The organism is Rhodohalobacter sp. 8-1 (assembly GCF_038150125.1).
Classification (GTDB): Bacteria; Bacteroidota; Rhodothermia; order Balneolales; family Balneolaceae; genus SW132.
The window spans coordinates 276,018-292,987 of sequence record NZ_JBBVMF010000002.1 but is presented as its reverse complement, the minus strand read 5'-3'; the positions used below and the strand labels follow the sequence as shown (position 1 = coordinate 292,987).

Here is a 16,970-nt window from a genome sequence, read left to right as displayed (position 1 = left end):
AACATTTGATAAAAAGACTATGATTTTAATCATCGACAACTACGACTCGTTTACATACAACCTTGTTCATATCGTTGCCGGGGTGACCGACAATTACAAGGTGATACGCAATGATGAGTTCAGCGTGGAAGAGATCAGGAATTTGAATCCATCAAAGATTCTGATTTCGCCGGGGCCGGGCCGACCGGAAGATGCGGGAGTCACCGAAGATGTAATTCGTGAACTCGGCCCGGATATCCCGATACTTGGTGTGTGTCTTGGGCACCAGGCTATCGGCCATGTGTTTGGAGCTGAAGTGATTCATGCGCCCAGCCTTATGCACGGAAAAACGTCGCTCATTAATCATGATGGATGTTCTTTGTTCACGGATGTGGGCGAAAATTTTATTGCAACACGCTACCATTCGCTGGCGCTGAAGCCGGTATCAATTCCGGAATCACTGGAGGTAACAGCTCGTACAGCAGATGGAGTTATTATGGGCATACGGCATAAGAAATACCCGATTGAAGGTATTCAGTTTCATCCTGAAAGTATCTTAACAACCGAGGGGCCAAAGATTGTAAAAAACTGGTTAACACTCGAACATCAACCCGTAAAAGCTACTGTGTGATAATAATGAACTAACTCGGGACAGAGCACACGGGATACCAATTTAGAATCTATAACTTTTTGATTAATATGGAGTTTATTCTGGAGTGTTCATCAGCCAGCCGGCGGAGGGCAATGGAGGATGATCAGTTATATTTCAGAACTAAGCAAAGAACACTTCGAAACTTAGAAAGTCATCTCCCAGCTCTCCCGACCGCTGTCGGGGTCGTTTCCCTCTTTAAATGGGGACTTTTATCCTTTCCGAACAGAGGGGGAATTAAATCACTTATGATTTAATCAAAATTTTGGAATACAGACTACCTAATTTAACTAATCTTAATATTTCTTAAACCATTCCAGCATAAATGTTTACATATTTTCTTGAGAAAATTTCTGTATCCGAAGATCTTACTTCAGACGAGGCAGAACAAGCGCTTCAACTTATTGTAAATGGCGATGTATCGAATGAAGAGGTGGCCGCCTTTTTGCTGGGTATGCGGATGAAAGGAGAGAGTGTTGAGGAGCTAACGGCATTTGTTAAGGTGATGAGAAATGCTTCTAAGTCCGTGGATGTAGACACTGCCGGAGCTGTGGATTTGTGCGGAACAGGCGGGGATAAATCCGGTACATTCAACATCTCAACCGCAGCAATGTTTGTGGTAGCCGGTGCCGGTGTTCCTGTTTTAAAGCACGGCAACAGAAGTGTATCGAGTAAAAGCGGAAGCTACGATGTGCTTGAAACACTTGGAGCTGTTCCCAACCTCGAAAAAGAGAGTGTTGAAAAGCTGTTCGAGCAGACCGGCATGGCATTCATGTTTGCCCCAAACTTTCACCCGGCAATGAAATATGTGATGCCGGCCCGGCGATCCCTGAAACTGCGAACATTTTTTAACATGCTTGGCCCGTTATTAAATCCTGCCGGTGTACGTCACCAGGTTGTTGGCGCATTTAGTAAAGATGCTGCTGCAATGATGATTCAAATATTGGCGAACCTTGAGACCGACACCGCTTATACGCTTCATGCCCACGACGGGCTTGATGAAGTGAGTTTGTCATCTCCGACTGAAATTTTTGAGCTAAAATCGAATATGACCGGCGAATCCGCAACGTTTGATCCAAAGATGCTAGGATTTAAAAAAGTTGATTTTAAAGAGCTTCTGGGTGGTAATGCCGAGCATAATGCAAAAATTATCACGAATATTGTAAGCGGTAACGCTTCATACGCACAGCAGCGAATTGTAGAATTAAATGCCGCATTTGGAATATATGTTACGGGTCGCACAGAATCCCTTGAAGAATCAGCTGAACTGGCCTCTGAAAGTATCAGCAGCGGTCGGGCACAGGAAAAATTGAATCAATTTATAGAGGTATCACGGAGGATTGCATAATTATGGCTACTATTCTTGATCAAATTGTAGAAAAAACAGCGTCTGACCTGGCCAAACGTAAAGGGAAAATTTCCTGGAAAAGTCTCGAATCATTTGCCGGATATGAAAAAAAGAGGCAGTCACTGTATAAGGCTCTGAAAAAAGATGAGAAAGTGTCTGTCATTGCGGAAATTAAAAAAGGATCTCCGTCAGAAGGAATTATACGGCACGACTTCGATCCCGTTAAGCTGGCTGAAATGTACCAGGAAGGTGGTGCTGCAGCTATTTCTGTTCTGTCGGACGAACCGTTTTTTATGGGATCTCTCGAATATCTTAAGTCTGTTTCAGAGATCAGTACTATTCCGGTTCTGAGAAAAGATTTTATCATTGATCCGTACCAGGTAAAGGAAGCTGCAGCATACGGTGCGGATGCCGTTTTACTTATTGCTACTATTTGCCAAGGCGATCAGCTTCATGAGCTACTAACTGCATCGAAAGAATACGGACTCGAGGCGCTTGTCGAGTGCTATCATGAGGATGAAGTAGATAATCTGAACTGGGACACCGTCGATATCCTGGGCGTCAATAATCGCGACTTGGGTACATTCGAAGTGGATCTGCACCGTGGTGTGAAACTGCTGCAAAAATCTCCGAAAGATAAAGTACGGGTGTCTGAAAGCGGGCTCTCAACCGCAGACGATCTTTTTTATCTTTATAAAAATAATATTAATGCTGCGCTTATTGGCGAGCATTTGATGCGAAAAAAACATCCTGGAAATGCTCTTGAGCAATTACTCGACGATTTGTCAAATAAAATTGAAACGTATACATCAGATGAATAACCTCTATGTTTGCAGAACCTGAAAATCGAACAAAAGTAAAAATCTGCGGCATCACTAATCTTGAAGATGCCCGGTTTGTTTCCGGGGCACTTGCGGATTATGTCGGGTTTATTTTTTACCCGAATAGTCCCCGGTTTATTGAACCGGCAAAAGCGGGAGCGATTATCAACTGGCTTGAAGGGCCTGAAAAAGTGGGCATATTTGTAAACCAGCCGCTGGACGATGTGAAGTCAATCGCGCGCCAGACAGGCCTCGATTATGTTCAGCTGCACGGGGACGAATCAGTTGAATACTGTGATCTTATGGAAAAACCGGTCATCAAAGTTTTTCACATAACGCCTGATACATCAGCAGAAAATCTAAGAACGTCGATAGAACCATATATAGATTCAGTTGAATATTTGCTGTTCGATACAAAACAACCGGATAAATGGGGCGGAACCGGCACGTCTTTTGACTGGAACGTGTTGTCTGATCTAAAAGAAATTAAACCTTTCTTTCTGTCCGGCGGATTAAAGCCTGAAAATATACGGCAGGCTATTAAACTTGCCAGACCCTATGCCATAGACCTTTCGAGCGGAGTAGAAGAGTCGCCTGGTCTTAAAGATTTCTCAAAAATTGAAGATCTTTTTGACGAACTACGTGACATCTGGGACCTCCAGGAAATGGGGGAGTTGTAGACTTGTAAGCGTCCAGCGGAGCTGACAACGTCTATGTTATAGGAAACGGACAGATTTAAGAAAACCGAATACACAAATCTTAAAGAATCAGAATAGATCATAAATTTATGAATTACGAAGCCCCCACTAAAGCAGGCTACTATGGTAACTACGGCGGCAAGTTTGTCCCCGAGATATTAATGCCCGCACTCGACGAACTTGAACAAGCATTTGACGAAGCACAGGATGATCCCATCTTCATGAATGAGTATCATGCGCTGCTTGAGGAGTATGTCGGCAGGCCGACAAAGCTGACGTTTGCAGACCGGATGACCGATTACTACGGTAAAGCAAAAATCTATTTTAAACGCGAAGATCTATGCCATACCGGCGCACACAAAATTAATAACGCCATTGGGCAGATTTTGCTTGCCAAAAAAATGGGTAAGCACCGGATAATAGCCGAGACCGGAGCCGGTCAGCACGGCGTGGCTACCGCAACAGTTTGTGCTAAATTCGGAATGGATTGTGTGGTTTACATGGGCGAGGAAGATATGCGCCGCCAAAAATTGAATGTTGACCGAATGCGCCTGCTTGGAACGGAAGTCAGACCAGTATCGAGCGGCTCAAAAACATTGAAAGATGCAACGAACGAAGCTATTCGCGACTGGGTGACCAACGTGGACACCACGTTCTACATCATCGGATCGGTTGTTGGGCCGCATCCATACCCTAAAATGACCCGTAATTTTCACCAGGTAATTGGAAAAGAGACAAAGAAGCAGATACTTCAGGCTGAAAGCCGCCTTCCTGATTATATGCTAGCCTGCGTAGGCGGCGGATCCAACGCTATTGGTTTTTTCTACCCGTTTATCAATGACGAATCTGTAAAACTGATTGGAATTGAGGCGGCCGGTTTAGGAGCCGATACGGATCAAACCGCAGCTACACTCACAAAAGGAACGCCCGGTGTCTTGCACGGGTCAATGAGCTATCTTCTTCATGACACAGAAGGCCAGATTCAGCTCGCTCATTCAATCAGTGCTGGTCTTGATTACCCTGGTATCGGGCCGGAACATTCGTATCTGCACGATATGAAACGTGTATCCTATTATGGTGTGACCGATAAGGATGCTATGGCCGCTGTGGAGCGATCCTCAAGGCTTGAAGGCATCATTCCCGCTATAGAAACAGCTCATGCCATTGCTTATTTGGAAACACTGATGCCCCTGACGTCTCCGGATGAAATAGTGGTGCTAAACTGCTCAGGTCGGGGTGATAAAGATATGTCAACCATCTCAGAATATTTCTCCTCATGATTGCACAAAAAAACAGAATAGAATCTCTTTTCGAAAACCGAACTGATCAGGAAAAAATCATGTCGCTGTTTTTAACAGCCGGATATCCTGACCTGGAATCTACAGCAGACCTTGTACTTGGATTTGAAAAAAATGGGGCCGACATGGTGGAGCTGGGTATGCCATTTAGTGATCCTCTTGCCGATGGCCCTACGATACAGAATGCCAGCAATGTGGCCATTGAAAATGGAATCACGATGGATGGCATTTTTGAGATAGTGAGAAAAATTCGGGAGTCATCACAAATTCCTATTGTTCTGATGGGATACATCAATCCTGTTTTTCGCTACGGCGTAAAAAAGTTTTGTGAAAAAGCGGAATCTGCTGGAGTAGATGGACTCATTATACCTGACGCTCCCATTGAGGAATCAGGAATTTTAACCGATCACGCCAAAGCTCACGGGCTGCATATGATCTACCTTGTGGCACCCAATACATCAAGCGAGCGAATGAAAGTGATTGATCAGAAAAGCGACGGGTTTGTTTACTGTGTGTCGGTGACCGGTGTGACTGGTGCAAGAGATGGGGATGAGGTTGCGCAATCTGTTCAGCGGTTTATTAGCAGAGTGCGGGACAATGTTCAGAAAAATCCAAAACTTGTTGGTTTCGGCATCAAAAACCATAATGACGCCATGAAAATCTCTGAGGGACTTGATGGATTTATCGTTGGAAGTGCGTTGATTGAAAATATCCGTTCGAATTATCCTGACGAAGGCTGGCAAAAAAAGCTTTTTTCTTTTGTTAATAATCTGAAATATGGGAATCTTAACATCTGAAATTATCCATCCAATTTTTACAACATGAAAATTTACTCCCTTTTAATACCCATTGCTTTTATCATCCTGTTCACCGCCTGCGAAGGCGATTACAGGCCAAGGTCCATCGGAACAGTGGATGAGATTTATGTTGTGATGGATTCAACTGAATGGAACAGTGATACTGCCATGGCGATTCGTGAAACGTTTGGCCGGCAAATTGAAACCGTACCTACGCCGGAAAACGCATATACGCTTGTTTTTAAGGATTTCAATACGAACGATCAGCTTGACCAGCTTCAGGAGTACAAAAACGTAATTTTTGCATCTCCTCTTAACCAGGATCATACCGTATCGCAGTTTGTGACTGGAATTCTATCTGATGATATTAAGCAACGTGTTCGAAATGAAGAGAGTTTTGCTTTTCCACTGTCCGACCGATGGGTGAGAGACCAATGGGTGTTGATACTGACATCAGTTTCTGATGATGCGCTTGCCCAGAAAATAAGAAATTCGGAAGAGTCGCTGGTCAGCCACCTGATGAAGCGTGAATTTGAACGCCGTATAGAAAATATATACAGCAGAGGAGAGCAGGTCGCGATTGCCGACTCACTCTGGGAAGATCATGGATGGAAAGTGCGTATGCAGCATGACTATATACAGGTGATCGATACGACCAACGCAGTGATGTTTCGCCGCTACCTGCCTGACAACAATCGCTGGATGTGGGCCTGGTGGAAAAATGATGTACAAGAAGCGGATTTCATCGATCCCGGATGGATTAATGCGACACGCGATTCACTGATGGAGCATCTTGCCCAGGGAGAGCGCGAGGGATCGTACGTGACAACAGATTACAGACGGCCCTTGGAAACTAAGGAAATTGATCGGGAAGACCGCCTGATTGGGTACGAAACTAAAGGCCTCTGGCGAATGACAAATGATTTTATGGGCGGGCCCTTTGTTCATTTCACTTTTTATGATCCCGAAACTGACCGGCTATTTATGGTTGAATATGCCCAGTTTGCGCCCAGCGTAAATAAACGCCGGTTTGTTCGACAATTCCAGGCCATGGGGCGCACCTTTGAAAGTGATTCTACCTGGAACCGCACGAGCAGAGGCGAGCAATTGTCCGAAGCACAGTAACACACATTTGATCCTGCATAAGTACATGTCAATCTCGACAACCGGAACTTCCATGTCAGAGCGATACCACAAAAATGCTGAACCTGAACAGGATTCTGCCAAACGATTGGCCGACTCTTTAGAGCCCTGGCGAAATATTGTGCCTCCGGGACCCATATTTGAAATCGGTGCCGGAACCGGTCATTTTACCGATCATATCATTCGGATGTTTCCCAACAGAGAGCTGGTTGTAAGTGATGTATCAAATGAGATGATCGAGTATGCAAAATCCAGATTAGAAAGAGAGCAGGCAATAAATTTTAAACAGTTCGACGCTGAAACGGATGAAATCAAACAGCTACATTATTCGCTAATCTGTGGCAATCACGTTGTCCATCAGTTCGATAATCCAGCCGCGGCACTTGAAAAACTGGCACTCGGTTTAAGCCTTGATGGATTGATGCTCGTGAGTTTTCCGGGCGAAGATTCCTTTCAGGAGTGGCGATCTACGTGCCTTGATCTCGGTATTCCATTTACGGGCAAACCGATGCCCGGAACGGAGCCGCTTGTGATTCACATCTCAATGGGACCTGTACAGGTTGATTTCTACGAAGACCAATCAATCAAGTATTTCGACGATTTCAATCAGTTTCTTGTTCATATGTCATCAGGCGGTTTAGATATTGAAGGCGAGGAACGGCAGCTATCAGACAAAGAGAAAAACCTTCTGAATGAACACTGGAAAACAACCAAAGACGGACAAATAGGGATGACTTTCCACAACGTATTCCTGGCTATTAAACGAATAGGGGAGTAGTTCACTTTAAATTTATACTGCCTCTAAAAGTGAAATATCAGTTGATTAACAGGCAGATTCGATTTAGAACCGTAAGACTCTCGTGATATCGATATCCGATCTGCTTTGAAACTACGATAAAAAAGTTAGGCGAAAACAAGAAAGAGAGGAATGGTCAAAAAAATGCGGGAAAATATAGTGGACCCAATTTTAAATGCAGTATTCCGTAGCAGCACATCCGACAGCCAAAATATCATATATTAAATCAAGGCTGATCTACGAAACTCATCCAGCCGTACGTTTTTTACGCCTAATAGGTTTGTTAAGTGAAGCTCTGTTGTTTTTTGAGGTCGGCAGTTCAACGATAAATGTAGCCCCGCATCCCGGCTCACTCTCGCATCTTACCGATCCATTCATAGTAGTACAAATCTTCTTCACAATGTATAGGCCAAGACCGGTAGAGGATTCGTTTCCTGTAGGTTTATTACTAAGTTTTGAAAATTTGCTGAAAAGCTTTTTCTGGTCTGCTGGTGAGATCCCGGGCCCCTGATCACGAATTGTTATCTGAACATTACTTCCGGCCTGCTTTGTAGAAATGATTACGGAAGTATTGCAGGGTGAATATTTGATGGCGTTGGAAATCAGATTGTCCATAATTCTCAAGACATTATCAGAATCTCCTATAAGCGGGTCGAGTGTTCGATTGAGAACTGACTTGATTTGAATATTTTTGGTTCTCGCTGGTTCCCTGAAATGGAGAAGAGATTCTTCCACCAAAGAGTTAATTTCTAATACTGCTCCGGATTCCGTTTTATCATATGCGTCAATCGTATGAATTTTAAGAACATCGTTGATGAGGGTAATCATCCGACTGGAAGATATTTTAATGAGCTCGGTATATTCCCGTACCGTTTGCTGATCAAGTTGTTCTTCACTGTTTATCATATCCACTGCAAGGTTAATCGAAGAGAGCGGATTCCTGAGATCGTGCGCGGCAATACTCATAAACTCATCTTTCTCTGCATTTAAGGCAGACAGTTTTTTATTATTCTCTTCAATTTGGCGCTGTTTTTCTTCAAGATTTCTGTTGTTTCGCTTTCGTGTTCTGTTGGAACTATATAGCAGTGCAATGATGATGAAAAGAACAATGACCCCCGCAATCAAAAAACTCCGAAGCTGATCCATTTTCATTAAATTTGCTTCTCTCAGCTCAGCTTCTTTATTCAGAATTTCTATTTCACGGTCTTTTTGTTCCACGTCGAACCTGGACTGCAACTCACTTATTTTTTCACCCCGCTGCATAGATTGAAGTGTATCTGAATGTTCGTGAAATAGCTGAAAATGATGAAAAGCAAGTGCGTAATTATCGAGTCCCTCATAAATAGTAGCAAGGAGTTGATGCGCTTCCTTCGTTTTTTCGCGCATACCCTCCGATTCTGCCAGTTGGAGTCCCTTAGTCGTATAATTAATTGCTTTTTCCGGCTGATTAATATCGTTGTATAGATTTCCCAGCACGATATACGTGAAAATCATGTGGTTGCTTTGTTCATGCCGTTTCAGATAATCCAGAGCCGTATCTAAATGAATTTTTGCACGTTTAAAGTCATCCATATTGCGATAAGTGTTACCAATATTAAGTGTCGCAATAATGTATGAAAGGCTGTCGGGGTCAGTTCTCAGGATTGCCCGTTTTGATGTCTCCCAAAAATAATCGAGGGCCTTTTCATAATTTCCCTGTCGCCGGTGAATCACCCCAAGATTATTGGTTGATATAAGTGATTCTTGTTCATCGTCAAGAGATTTCCATGCTTCAATGCTTTCTTCCAGATACTTAGCTGCCGTTTCATAATCCTCTTGCTCAACATATATAAGTGACAGGTTGTTTAGGGCACTTGCAATGCCTCGCTCGTTGCCCAACTCTTCTTCTATGCGCAACGCCTTTAGATAGTAGGTATTTGCCATTTCATGATCTCCAAAATCGAGATAATTACTTCCCAATAAATTATATACGCCTGCAAGGCCTGTTTCATACTGAATTTCATCAGCTAACGTTTCTGCCTGCCGAGCTGCACGGAATGAAATGCCGGAATCTTTGTTTAAAAAGTCAAAGCCTATTGAAAGCAGGCTGTCTACAGCTTCCTCAGTTTTCGGAAATTTATTAAAGGAATCTCTTGAGCTGTCATATAGGAAGTAGTCTTTTTGGTCTTCTTGTATTTCAAGTCCAGACTGTTCACCTGATGCTTGCTTCGGGGTAAACAATAACAAGAATGTTGATAAGTATATAAATGTTTGAATCACGTTACATAATTAAATTATGATGATATATGTAGAGCAGGTTGTATGACTTTGTTTTCGTCACTTAATGCCAGTCTCGTAAGTGTATTGCTATAATAAATTATAAAATCCTAATAAAAGTGTTGGTAAACTGAAAATAGGGATAATTGTGACCTAATGACTTGCATTTTATATATAAATTACAGTATACCTACGTCTTTAAGCCTAAGCTCACTATAATTTGTTATACATTACTACCGCAGCGTAGGTTAAAATACTTACGAGAAACTCTGTTAATTTAATATATCGGACATGGTTTCCCGCAAAAAATTAATCAAAGTCTAACGAAGGAATAACTATGAAAAATCTATCAAAAGAAGAGAAAAGCCGTATCATCGAAATGGCTTGGGAAGATCGTACTCCATTTGGTGCAATTGAATATCAATTTGACTTATCCGAGGAAGATGTCATTGAGCTAATGCGGAAAGAAATGAAGTCATCAAGCTTTAAAATGTGGCGTAAACGAGTCTCAGGACGTAAAACAAAACACCGAAAGCTCAGGAAAGATGACGTGGACAGGTTTACAAGCCCGAAGTAACCATCCCTTTTGTTTAGAAAATAACTGCTATTTGATGCGGGTTTTCTTCAACACAAGCGTTGATTAAAAGCTTGTGTTTATTTCCTGACTGTTCAGTCTAATCGCAAGCTTTTTAACGCCGTGGCAGTCGCATATCCTTGCTTAATTTTAAAAAAGGAATCGAGAGAAATAAATCGTCCTATCTGTTTTAATTTTCATGTTGATTCTTCGTGGTATCCAGTAATTCATTTTCAATAAATACCATCGGAATACGGAAAAAGTCCATTCAAATATATTAAAAGTAATAAAAACAAATGTTTAGTAGGCAGAAAGCTGTGTATGTTAGTGCGTAAACAATTTTTTGTTTACAAAAATTAGAAAAATTTAATAATAATGGTAACTTGTCGAAAAGAACATTTTAACCACTAAAAAATAGCTTTGTGCAGAAATCTGGTCTTTAAACAGCATGGTCTTGTTTCATAGCTCATTCAATAACGAACATACGATAAAGGATCACTTATGGGGTTAGTAAATCAGATTTGGAGTTCCGCAGGCATTGGCAAGCGAATGACAATGGCTATGCTTGCAATACTTCTTATTGCAATCTCAACAACAACGGGTATCGTTTATAGTGTTTTCAGTATTTCATATTCGGAAGCCGTCAGGGAAAGACTGATAGCAACAGGTGAGGCTAATTCTGATTCATTCCTGGAGTGGATTGAAGCACGGCAGGATGAAATAAGGTATGTAGCGTCACTTGATGCCGTAAAAGATGTACATGAAGATGATATTGAACATCTGCTTACTAAAATAAGTGATAACAATGGATTTTATGACACTATTTACTTTGTAAATAGCGAAGGAACCGGAATTGTGGGTGTTGCTTATGATGGACAAACCGTCCCAATCCGGGGCGAAAATGCGCGCAACTTTCAGGTTGATGACAGATCGTGGTTTCAAAGTGCAATAAAAGGCAATAATGTTTTTTCCCAGCCACTGGTTTCTCGCTCAACAGGCAACCGTGTCAGTAACGTGGTAATTCCGGTCCGTAGCAATGGTGATATAATTGGTGTAGTTCGTGCGGCGGTGCTGCTTGAAACATTAACCAACCGCCTGGCTGAAATTGACCGGGCTGAAGGTACCGAGGTTTATTTGATTGATAAGGAGGGAGGAGCAGTATCAAAGGCGCCCTCACTCAGGGGTCTTGAGACGGTAAGTACTTTGGCAGCGAATGAAATATCAGAAGAGAAGACAGGTGTAAATACTTATCAGAATGCAATAGGTGCAACTGTGGTAGGCAGCTACAATTTTATAGAAAAACTTGGCTGGGGCCTCGTGGTAGAAATTGATGAGCGTATCGCTATGGCGGAAGTGAACTCCGTTTTTTGGACAATAGCAGGTGTATCTTTGGCCATATTGCTGGCTGCAGCATTTATAGTTGTTTACCTTGTGCGTTCAAATATTACTTTTCCGCTGCAACACGCCATCGATGGACTTACAGCTGCGAGTGAGCAGGTATCATCGGCATCTACAGAAGTATCATCGTCAAGCCAGACATTGGCTGAAGGCTCAAGTGAACAGGCAGCAAGTATTCAGGAAACCAGCTCATCACTTGAAGAGATCTCCGCTCAGACAAAGCAGAATTCTGCGAATGCAAACCAGGCTGATCGATCTATGAAAGAAACATCGGAGATTGTGAGTAAAGGTGTGGTTTCAATGAAACGCATGGTTACAGCTATCAACACCATAATGGAGTCGTCAAATGAGACATCAAAAATTGTCAAAACCATTGATGAGATAGCGTTTCAAACAAATCTGCTTGCTTTAAATGCAGCTGTTGAGGCTGCCAGAGCCGGAGAGGCTGGAAAAGGATTTGCTGTGGTTGCTGAGGAAGTTCGGAGCCTCGCACAAAGAAGTGCTGATGCAGCCCGCAATACATCGGAGCTAATCGAACAATCCCAGGATAACGCAAAAAGAGGTGTTGAGGTAGCTGGCGAAGTGGCAAGTCAGCTAAATAGCATAAATGAAAGTTCTGATGCCATAGGGACGCTGATTGCTGAAATTGCTGCGGCTTCTCACGAGCAGACTCAGGGCATCAACCAGGTAAGCACATCCATGTCAGAAATGGATAAAGTTGTACAATCCAATGCTGCCAACTCGGAAGAAACGGCAAGCGCTGCCGAAGAATTGTCCTCACTGGGTTCTGAACTCGAACATATGGTTGATAGTCTTAGGGCCATCATTGGCAATGGTTCATCAGGTTCAGGAATGTCCGGCCTGAACAAAGATAAAGTTCCCCGCTATGATGATTTTGATGACTGGGATGATGTTCAGGTAAACAGACAGCCTGCCCGTGCTCAAAAGAGTAGGGATGGCAAAAACAACAAAAGTTCAGAACCATTACCTGAAGAATTTTCAGATGACTTTTCAGGCTTTTAGGGTAACACAGACGATTCGATAGGGATTTTGACCGATCCCTGTCGTTTTTTTTTTGGACTTTGGCAATGAGATAAAGCCTACTTTGATTCTCTTCAGACTGTTTCACCAGCTTATGATTCCAGACGTTCTCAGAGTCCACTGGTACACCAACATTTGGTAGATATTTTTTTGATTTACAATCACATCCGTAAAATCATCTATTCAAGACTTTTCATTCTTAATAAGAAGATCAAAAATTTACGAATCACTGTACCGGGTTCATAGCTTATCATTTTAAAATCGTCTGTCTTACAGTGGGTTACGCGGTGCCATCATTAAATTTCTCGATACAAAATCGAACTATGCCGAAACATAATTTATTTGTGTATTCACAGAGATGTAGTAATCGATAATTTAAAAAAAATGGTAAAATCATGGCAGATCTTAACATAAAAGGCAACTGGAATGAGCTGAAAGGAAAAATGAAACAAAAGTATGGGAACCTTACTGATGACGACCTGAAATATGTTGAAGGTAAGGAAGACGAGTTGTTAGGAAATCTTCAAAAAAAGCTAGGCAAATCGAAAGATGAATTAGCTGGTGAAATTAAAAAGATGATTAATTCATAAAGCTTAAATCACAAAACTCAGTCTTCAAAAACTGATCAGTGTATAAGAACAAGAAGTTTCAAAGTAATAGTTAGAATCAAGAGTTACTTTTACATTTAATAGCGGGGTACAATTTAGAGGTGTGACCTGTAATATCTAATGACATGGTAATAGATCATTCTTACAACTGCGGGTGTTATTCTCTTGTACGATTTGATAATCTCCCTGCAAATAATTCAGTTATAACTCAAACCTATAACTCAGTAAAAAATTGGTTGTTCTTAGGTTACATATATTCTTTACATCACTGTTTATACAGTACTGTGAAAGTGACATAGAATCGTAGAACAAAATAGAGAAAGTTCACCAAGATTTGCATGATGAACTGGATGAAGAAGTAGAGAACCTACAGGCGATAATTGAAGAGAAGGAAGAAGACGCTGTAGAGGAGCTTCACGGAGAATGGTCTGAAGTATGCTGCGCTATAGATATTGCTCAGGTCACATCGAAAGAAACCCGGGATTTAGTAATATCAGTCCACTGAGTAACTCTCAGGCAGCGTTTTTTATACGCTTGAAGAGTAGCGAAATAATCTTCGGGATATTAAAGATGATTTATCCGGTTCCGAATCTCTGTACCCATTTTAAGGGAGTATCAGCATGAGATCAATGCTCTAAGATATCGCACTTATTTTGGTCATTGGCTGGATCATCGGCGTCATGAGCTCACCGGATTAATTCATGTTCTGATTGTGATTGTAGTAATTGTAGTATTACTCGACCTGATTAGGGGAGCCACACTGCCTGGAATAACATAGCATACTAAATAACACGGGCGTAGCCGAAAAGGCTGCGTTTTTTATGGAAAATATATTTGTGTCCGCTTTGCGTTGGAAGAAGATTTTAGACAAGGAATTAGCTCGGATTTCTCAACAAGAAATTTTTCTCTCAGCAAGGCGAAGGCATGCCCAGGGCAAACGAAGCAGGGGGGAATTTCCCGAAAAACACCCTGTTATTCTTTACAATCATTTAATATTGATCTAAAATTTTACGTTCAAATTGTTTATACAAAAAATAAAAAAATTACTGTTAGATTTCCGGGTTAGCACTAATTTTACTCCGAAATCGGGCAACATCCTTACAGTAATCATCAGGAAAATATCTCTGAAAAAATCTATCATACCCATTTAAGAGAGTAGCACCATCAAGCGATAACATCAAGGACCGGTTACTGTCTTAATATCTTCGTATGAATAAAATCGTGGGTGCTCTTTTATTATTGGGATTGCTAATTTTACCGGCAGCTTTGGTTGTTGGGTTTTCCTACACCGGGTCTGCACATCCCATTGAAAGATCTGTTATTGAGGATGATTATTTTTTGGAAGAATCAACTAACGACGTTGAGGTCCTCTTCTTTGGGTTTGCTGGTTGTGCAACTGTTTGCCCGTCATCACTTGCAAAAATTGCCTCCGTGTTGGATTCAGAGCAATTGAAACAAGAAGATAGAACGGTTGGCGGACTCTTTATTGACGTTAAAGCTACAACAGAGTCTGGTCGTGACATCAGTAATGCTGATCAATACGGTCGGGCATTTTCTTCACGTATTCGCGGATATACTCCTGATATGGAATCCTATCGACAACTGGCAGACGAATTCATTATACGCCTGTATGAAAGCAGGGGTGATAAGGGTCAGATTTCACATACAGATCATTTCTTTATCCTGGTGCGGGATGGTGATCAGTGGACGATCGAAAGGGTCTTAAATAACCAAATTGATGAATCACACATGATAGACATCATCGCCCAAAGCATGAAAAACTTATAGAAAGTAAAGCAATTTAAACGCTATGAACACAACCGGCTTTAATATTCAATCACTTTTTCCTGCCTATGATTCGGCACATTCAAAAGGTGTACAAACTCAGTTAAGCAGAAGTTTTGATCAAACTGATCAATTCATGCTGAAGCTTTTGCTGATTCACTGGATTGTCGCCAGTACGGTGATCGCCATTGCATTCAGTACCTATCTTCTTGGTTTTGTAGGTGGCGGCCTTATTTTCGGAACAGCTTACGGCGTGTACAAACTCAACCCCGGATCGTTGCTGAGCCGCATGACGATGGGGGCCGCATTTATGGCATTTTCTATGCTTTTCATTCAGCAGCATCTCGGGCGTATTGAGATGCACTTTCACATATTCGTGTCGCTTGCCTTTCTGATTCGATATAAAGATATAGCTCCCGTTCTTGCCGCTACGCTAACCACGGCAGTTCATCATGCACTTTTTAATGCTGCACAAGACGCTGAGCTTGCATTTGCAGGTACTCCCATTATGATTTTTGACTATGGATGCGGATGGGATATTGTGGCTATCCATGCAACATTTGTGCTTATTGCAATGGGCGTGTACAGCAGCATCATTCTGAATTTAACCCGCGAGTTTATCAAAAACGCAGAAGTGTATGACATCATTGATCACCTTAATGATTCTGTTGAATACACAAGTGATGCCGCGGACTTCATCTCCGAGTCGGGCCAGGAACTGGCGATGGATGCATCAAACAATACTGAATCGGTTCAATCATCATTCGAGAGTATTAAAGTGATGAATGGGCGCATAAAGTCGCTTAACGAAAAGACCTCATCGGCCAAAGAAAAAGTCGAACTCATCAACGATAACTCCTCAAAAATGAATAGGTCGATGGAAGAGCTCAAAGAGTCGAGCCTGAATATCACATCAATCATCAAGACAATTGACAGCATTGCGTCTCAGACCAATCTTCTTGCACTGAACGCGGCTGTTGAGGCAGCACGTGCAGGCGAAGCGGGAGCAGGATTTGCAGTGGTGACCGATGAGGTAAGGGTGCTGGCCCAAAAAACGGCAAAAGCCGCAAGTGACATTGGCAACCTGATCGAGAACAATGCCGAGAAGGCGACCCGGGGAACACAGGTCTCGGAACAAATTTCAGAGCAAATAGAAGATCTGAAAACCTGGATAAATGATGTTCATTTATTGGCTGGTAGCCAGGTTGGTACCCTGGAAGATCTGAAACAGGTTGTTGAGCGAATTGCCAGGACCACCGGGAATACCGCTGATACGGCCGAGAAAAATGCGGCTACAGCAGAAGAACTTCAAAGCCAGGTACATGTGTTACAAGGAATTATTAAAGATTTAAAAGCGCGTGTAAATGATGAAAGCAATCCTCAGTATTCTGTAGGTAGCGACGGGTTTGATTTTGGTGAAAATGTCAGGTTTCAAGGGCTGGAAAAGCCAAATGTGTCTGCTCATAATCGGTCATCAGTTGAGCATCATATCTCAAACGGTAACGGCTTTAAAAACGGCCGTTAATCAATTGCATAGGCAGGGTGGAACGGAAGTTTTGACGAGGATTTCATGAGTGCTCTCGGTTCTTTTGCCTGAGCGTGCAGTTTTTTTTTAAAATTTCTCATATCTACAATCATACCCTGTATAAATTTTCTGGCAGTGTATGAGTATCCTGTTCTTAAATGCAGTACCCGCTAATCGTATTATCTGTATGACATTCGATTTGCCGACAAAGTAATCAGTCTGGTAAAAGCTCGGTAGGTCGTTTAGTTATGATG

The 16,970-nt window shown here is 42.2% G+C and carries 15 protein-coding genes; 14 read left to right on the top strand and 1 reads right to left on the bottom strand.

Going from position 1 to position 16,970, the window contains the following annotated elements:
• Positions 1–19: 19 nt before the first annotated feature.
• From AABW11_RS02815 to AABW11_RS02780, 8 genes are all read left to right on the top strand, one after another.
• Complete coding sequence (locus tag AABW11_RS02815; RefSeq protein ID WP_340103210.1) at positions 20–610, top strand: anthranilate synthase component II; 591 nt, start codon at positions 20–22, stop codon at positions 608–610.
• Positions 611–953: 343 nt separating this feature from the next.
• Positions 954–1,976, top strand: a complete 1,023-nt coding sequence (gene trpD / locus AABW11_RS02810) for an anthranilate phosphoribosyltransferase (RefSeq protein ID WP_340103208.1) — start codon at positions 954–956, stop codon at positions 1,974–1,976.
• Between the two features lie 2 nt (positions 1,977–1,978).
• Complete coding sequence (gene trpC / locus AABW11_RS02805; RefSeq protein ID WP_340103206.1) at positions 1,979–2,797, top strand: indole-3-glycerol phosphate synthase TrpC; 819 nt, start codon at positions 1,979–1,981, stop codon at positions 2,795–2,797.
• Between the two features lie 5 nt (positions 2,798–2,802).
• On the top strand, positions 2,803–3,477 hold the full coding sequence (locus AABW11_RS02800; RefSeq protein WP_340103204.1) for a phosphoribosylanthranilate isomerase: 675 nt from the start codon (positions 2,803–2,805) through the stop codon (positions 3,475–3,477).
• A gap of 107 nt (positions 3,478–3,584) precedes the next feature.
• A complete protein-coding gene (gene trpB, locus AABW11_RS02795) occupies positions 3,585–4,775 on the top strand; it encodes a tryptophan synthase subunit beta (protein ID WP_340103202.1) in 1,191 nt (396 codons plus the stop codon).
• On the top strand, positions 4,772–5,590 hold the full coding sequence (gene trpA / locus AABW11_RS02790) for a tryptophan synthase subunit alpha (protein WP_340103199.1): 819 nt from the start codon (positions 4,772–4,774) through the stop codon (positions 5,588–5,590). Before trpB ends, trpA begins: the two co-directional genes overlap by 4 nt.
• A gap of 24 nt (positions 5,591–5,614) precedes the next feature.
• Positions 5,615–6,715: a DUF4837 family protein gene (locus AABW11_RS02785; protein WP_340103197.1), complete on the top strand. Its 1,101-nt coding sequence runs from the start codon at positions 5,615–5,617 to the stop codon at positions 6,713–6,715.
• Between the two features lie 52 nt (positions 6,716–6,767).
• Positions 6,768–7,511, top strand: coding sequence for a methyltransferase (locus AABW11_RS02780; RefSeq protein WP_340103195.1), 744 nt, complete (start codon positions 6,768–6,770; stop codon positions 7,509–7,511).
• A gap of 264 nt (positions 7,512–7,775) precedes the next feature.
• Here AABW11_RS02780 and AABW11_RS02775 read toward each other — a convergent pair whose 3' ends face one another.
• Positions 7,776–9,749 (bottom strand): sensor histidine kinase, encoded by a 1,974-nt coding sequence (locus AABW11_RS02775; RefSeq protein ID WP_340103193.1) that lies wholly within the window; start codon positions 9,747–9,749, stop codon positions 7,776–7,778.
• Positions 9,750–10,122: 373 nt separating this feature from the next.
• Between AABW11_RS02775 and AABW11_RS02770 the strand changes: the two genes are divergently transcribed.
• From AABW11_RS02770 to AABW11_RS02745, 6 genes are all read left to right on the top strand, one after another.
• Complete coding sequence (locus tag AABW11_RS02770; protein ID WP_340103191.1) at positions 10,123–10,362, top strand: TIGR03643 family protein; 240 nt, start codon at positions 10,123–10,125, stop codon at positions 10,360–10,362.
• 498 nt (positions 10,363–10,860) lie between these two features.
• Positions 10,861–12,780, top strand: a complete 1,920-nt coding sequence (locus tag AABW11_RS02765) for a methyl-accepting chemotaxis protein (RefSeq protein WP_340103189.1) — start codon at positions 10,861–10,863, stop codon at positions 12,778–12,780.
• A gap of 413 nt (positions 12,781–13,193) precedes the next feature.
• Positions 13,194–13,388 carry a CsbD family protein gene (locus AABW11_RS02760; protein ID WP_340103187.1) on the top strand — a complete coding sequence of 65 codons (195 nt, stop codon included), beginning with the start codon at positions 13,194–13,196 and terminating at the stop codon, positions 13,386–13,388.
• Between the two features lie 352 nt (positions 13,389–13,740).
• On the top strand, positions 13,741–13,911 hold the full coding sequence (locus AABW11_RS02755) for a hypothetical protein (RefSeq protein ID WP_340103185.1): 171 nt from the start codon (positions 13,741–13,743) through the stop codon (positions 13,909–13,911).
• A gap of 704 nt (positions 13,912–14,615) precedes the next feature.
• The gene (locus AABW11_RS02750) at positions 14,616–15,194 is read left to right on the top strand and encodes an SCO family protein (protein ID WP_340103183.1); all 579 of its coding nucleotides are present in this window, start codon (positions 14,616–14,618) and stop codon (positions 15,192–15,194) included.
• A gap of 22 nt (positions 15,195–15,216) precedes the next feature.
• On the top strand, positions 15,217–16,716 hold the full coding sequence (locus AABW11_RS02745; protein WP_340103181.1) for a methyl-accepting chemotaxis protein: 1,500 nt from the start codon (positions 15,217–15,219) through the stop codon (positions 16,714–16,716).
• The last annotated feature ends 254 nt before the right edge of the window (positions 16,717–16,970 follow it).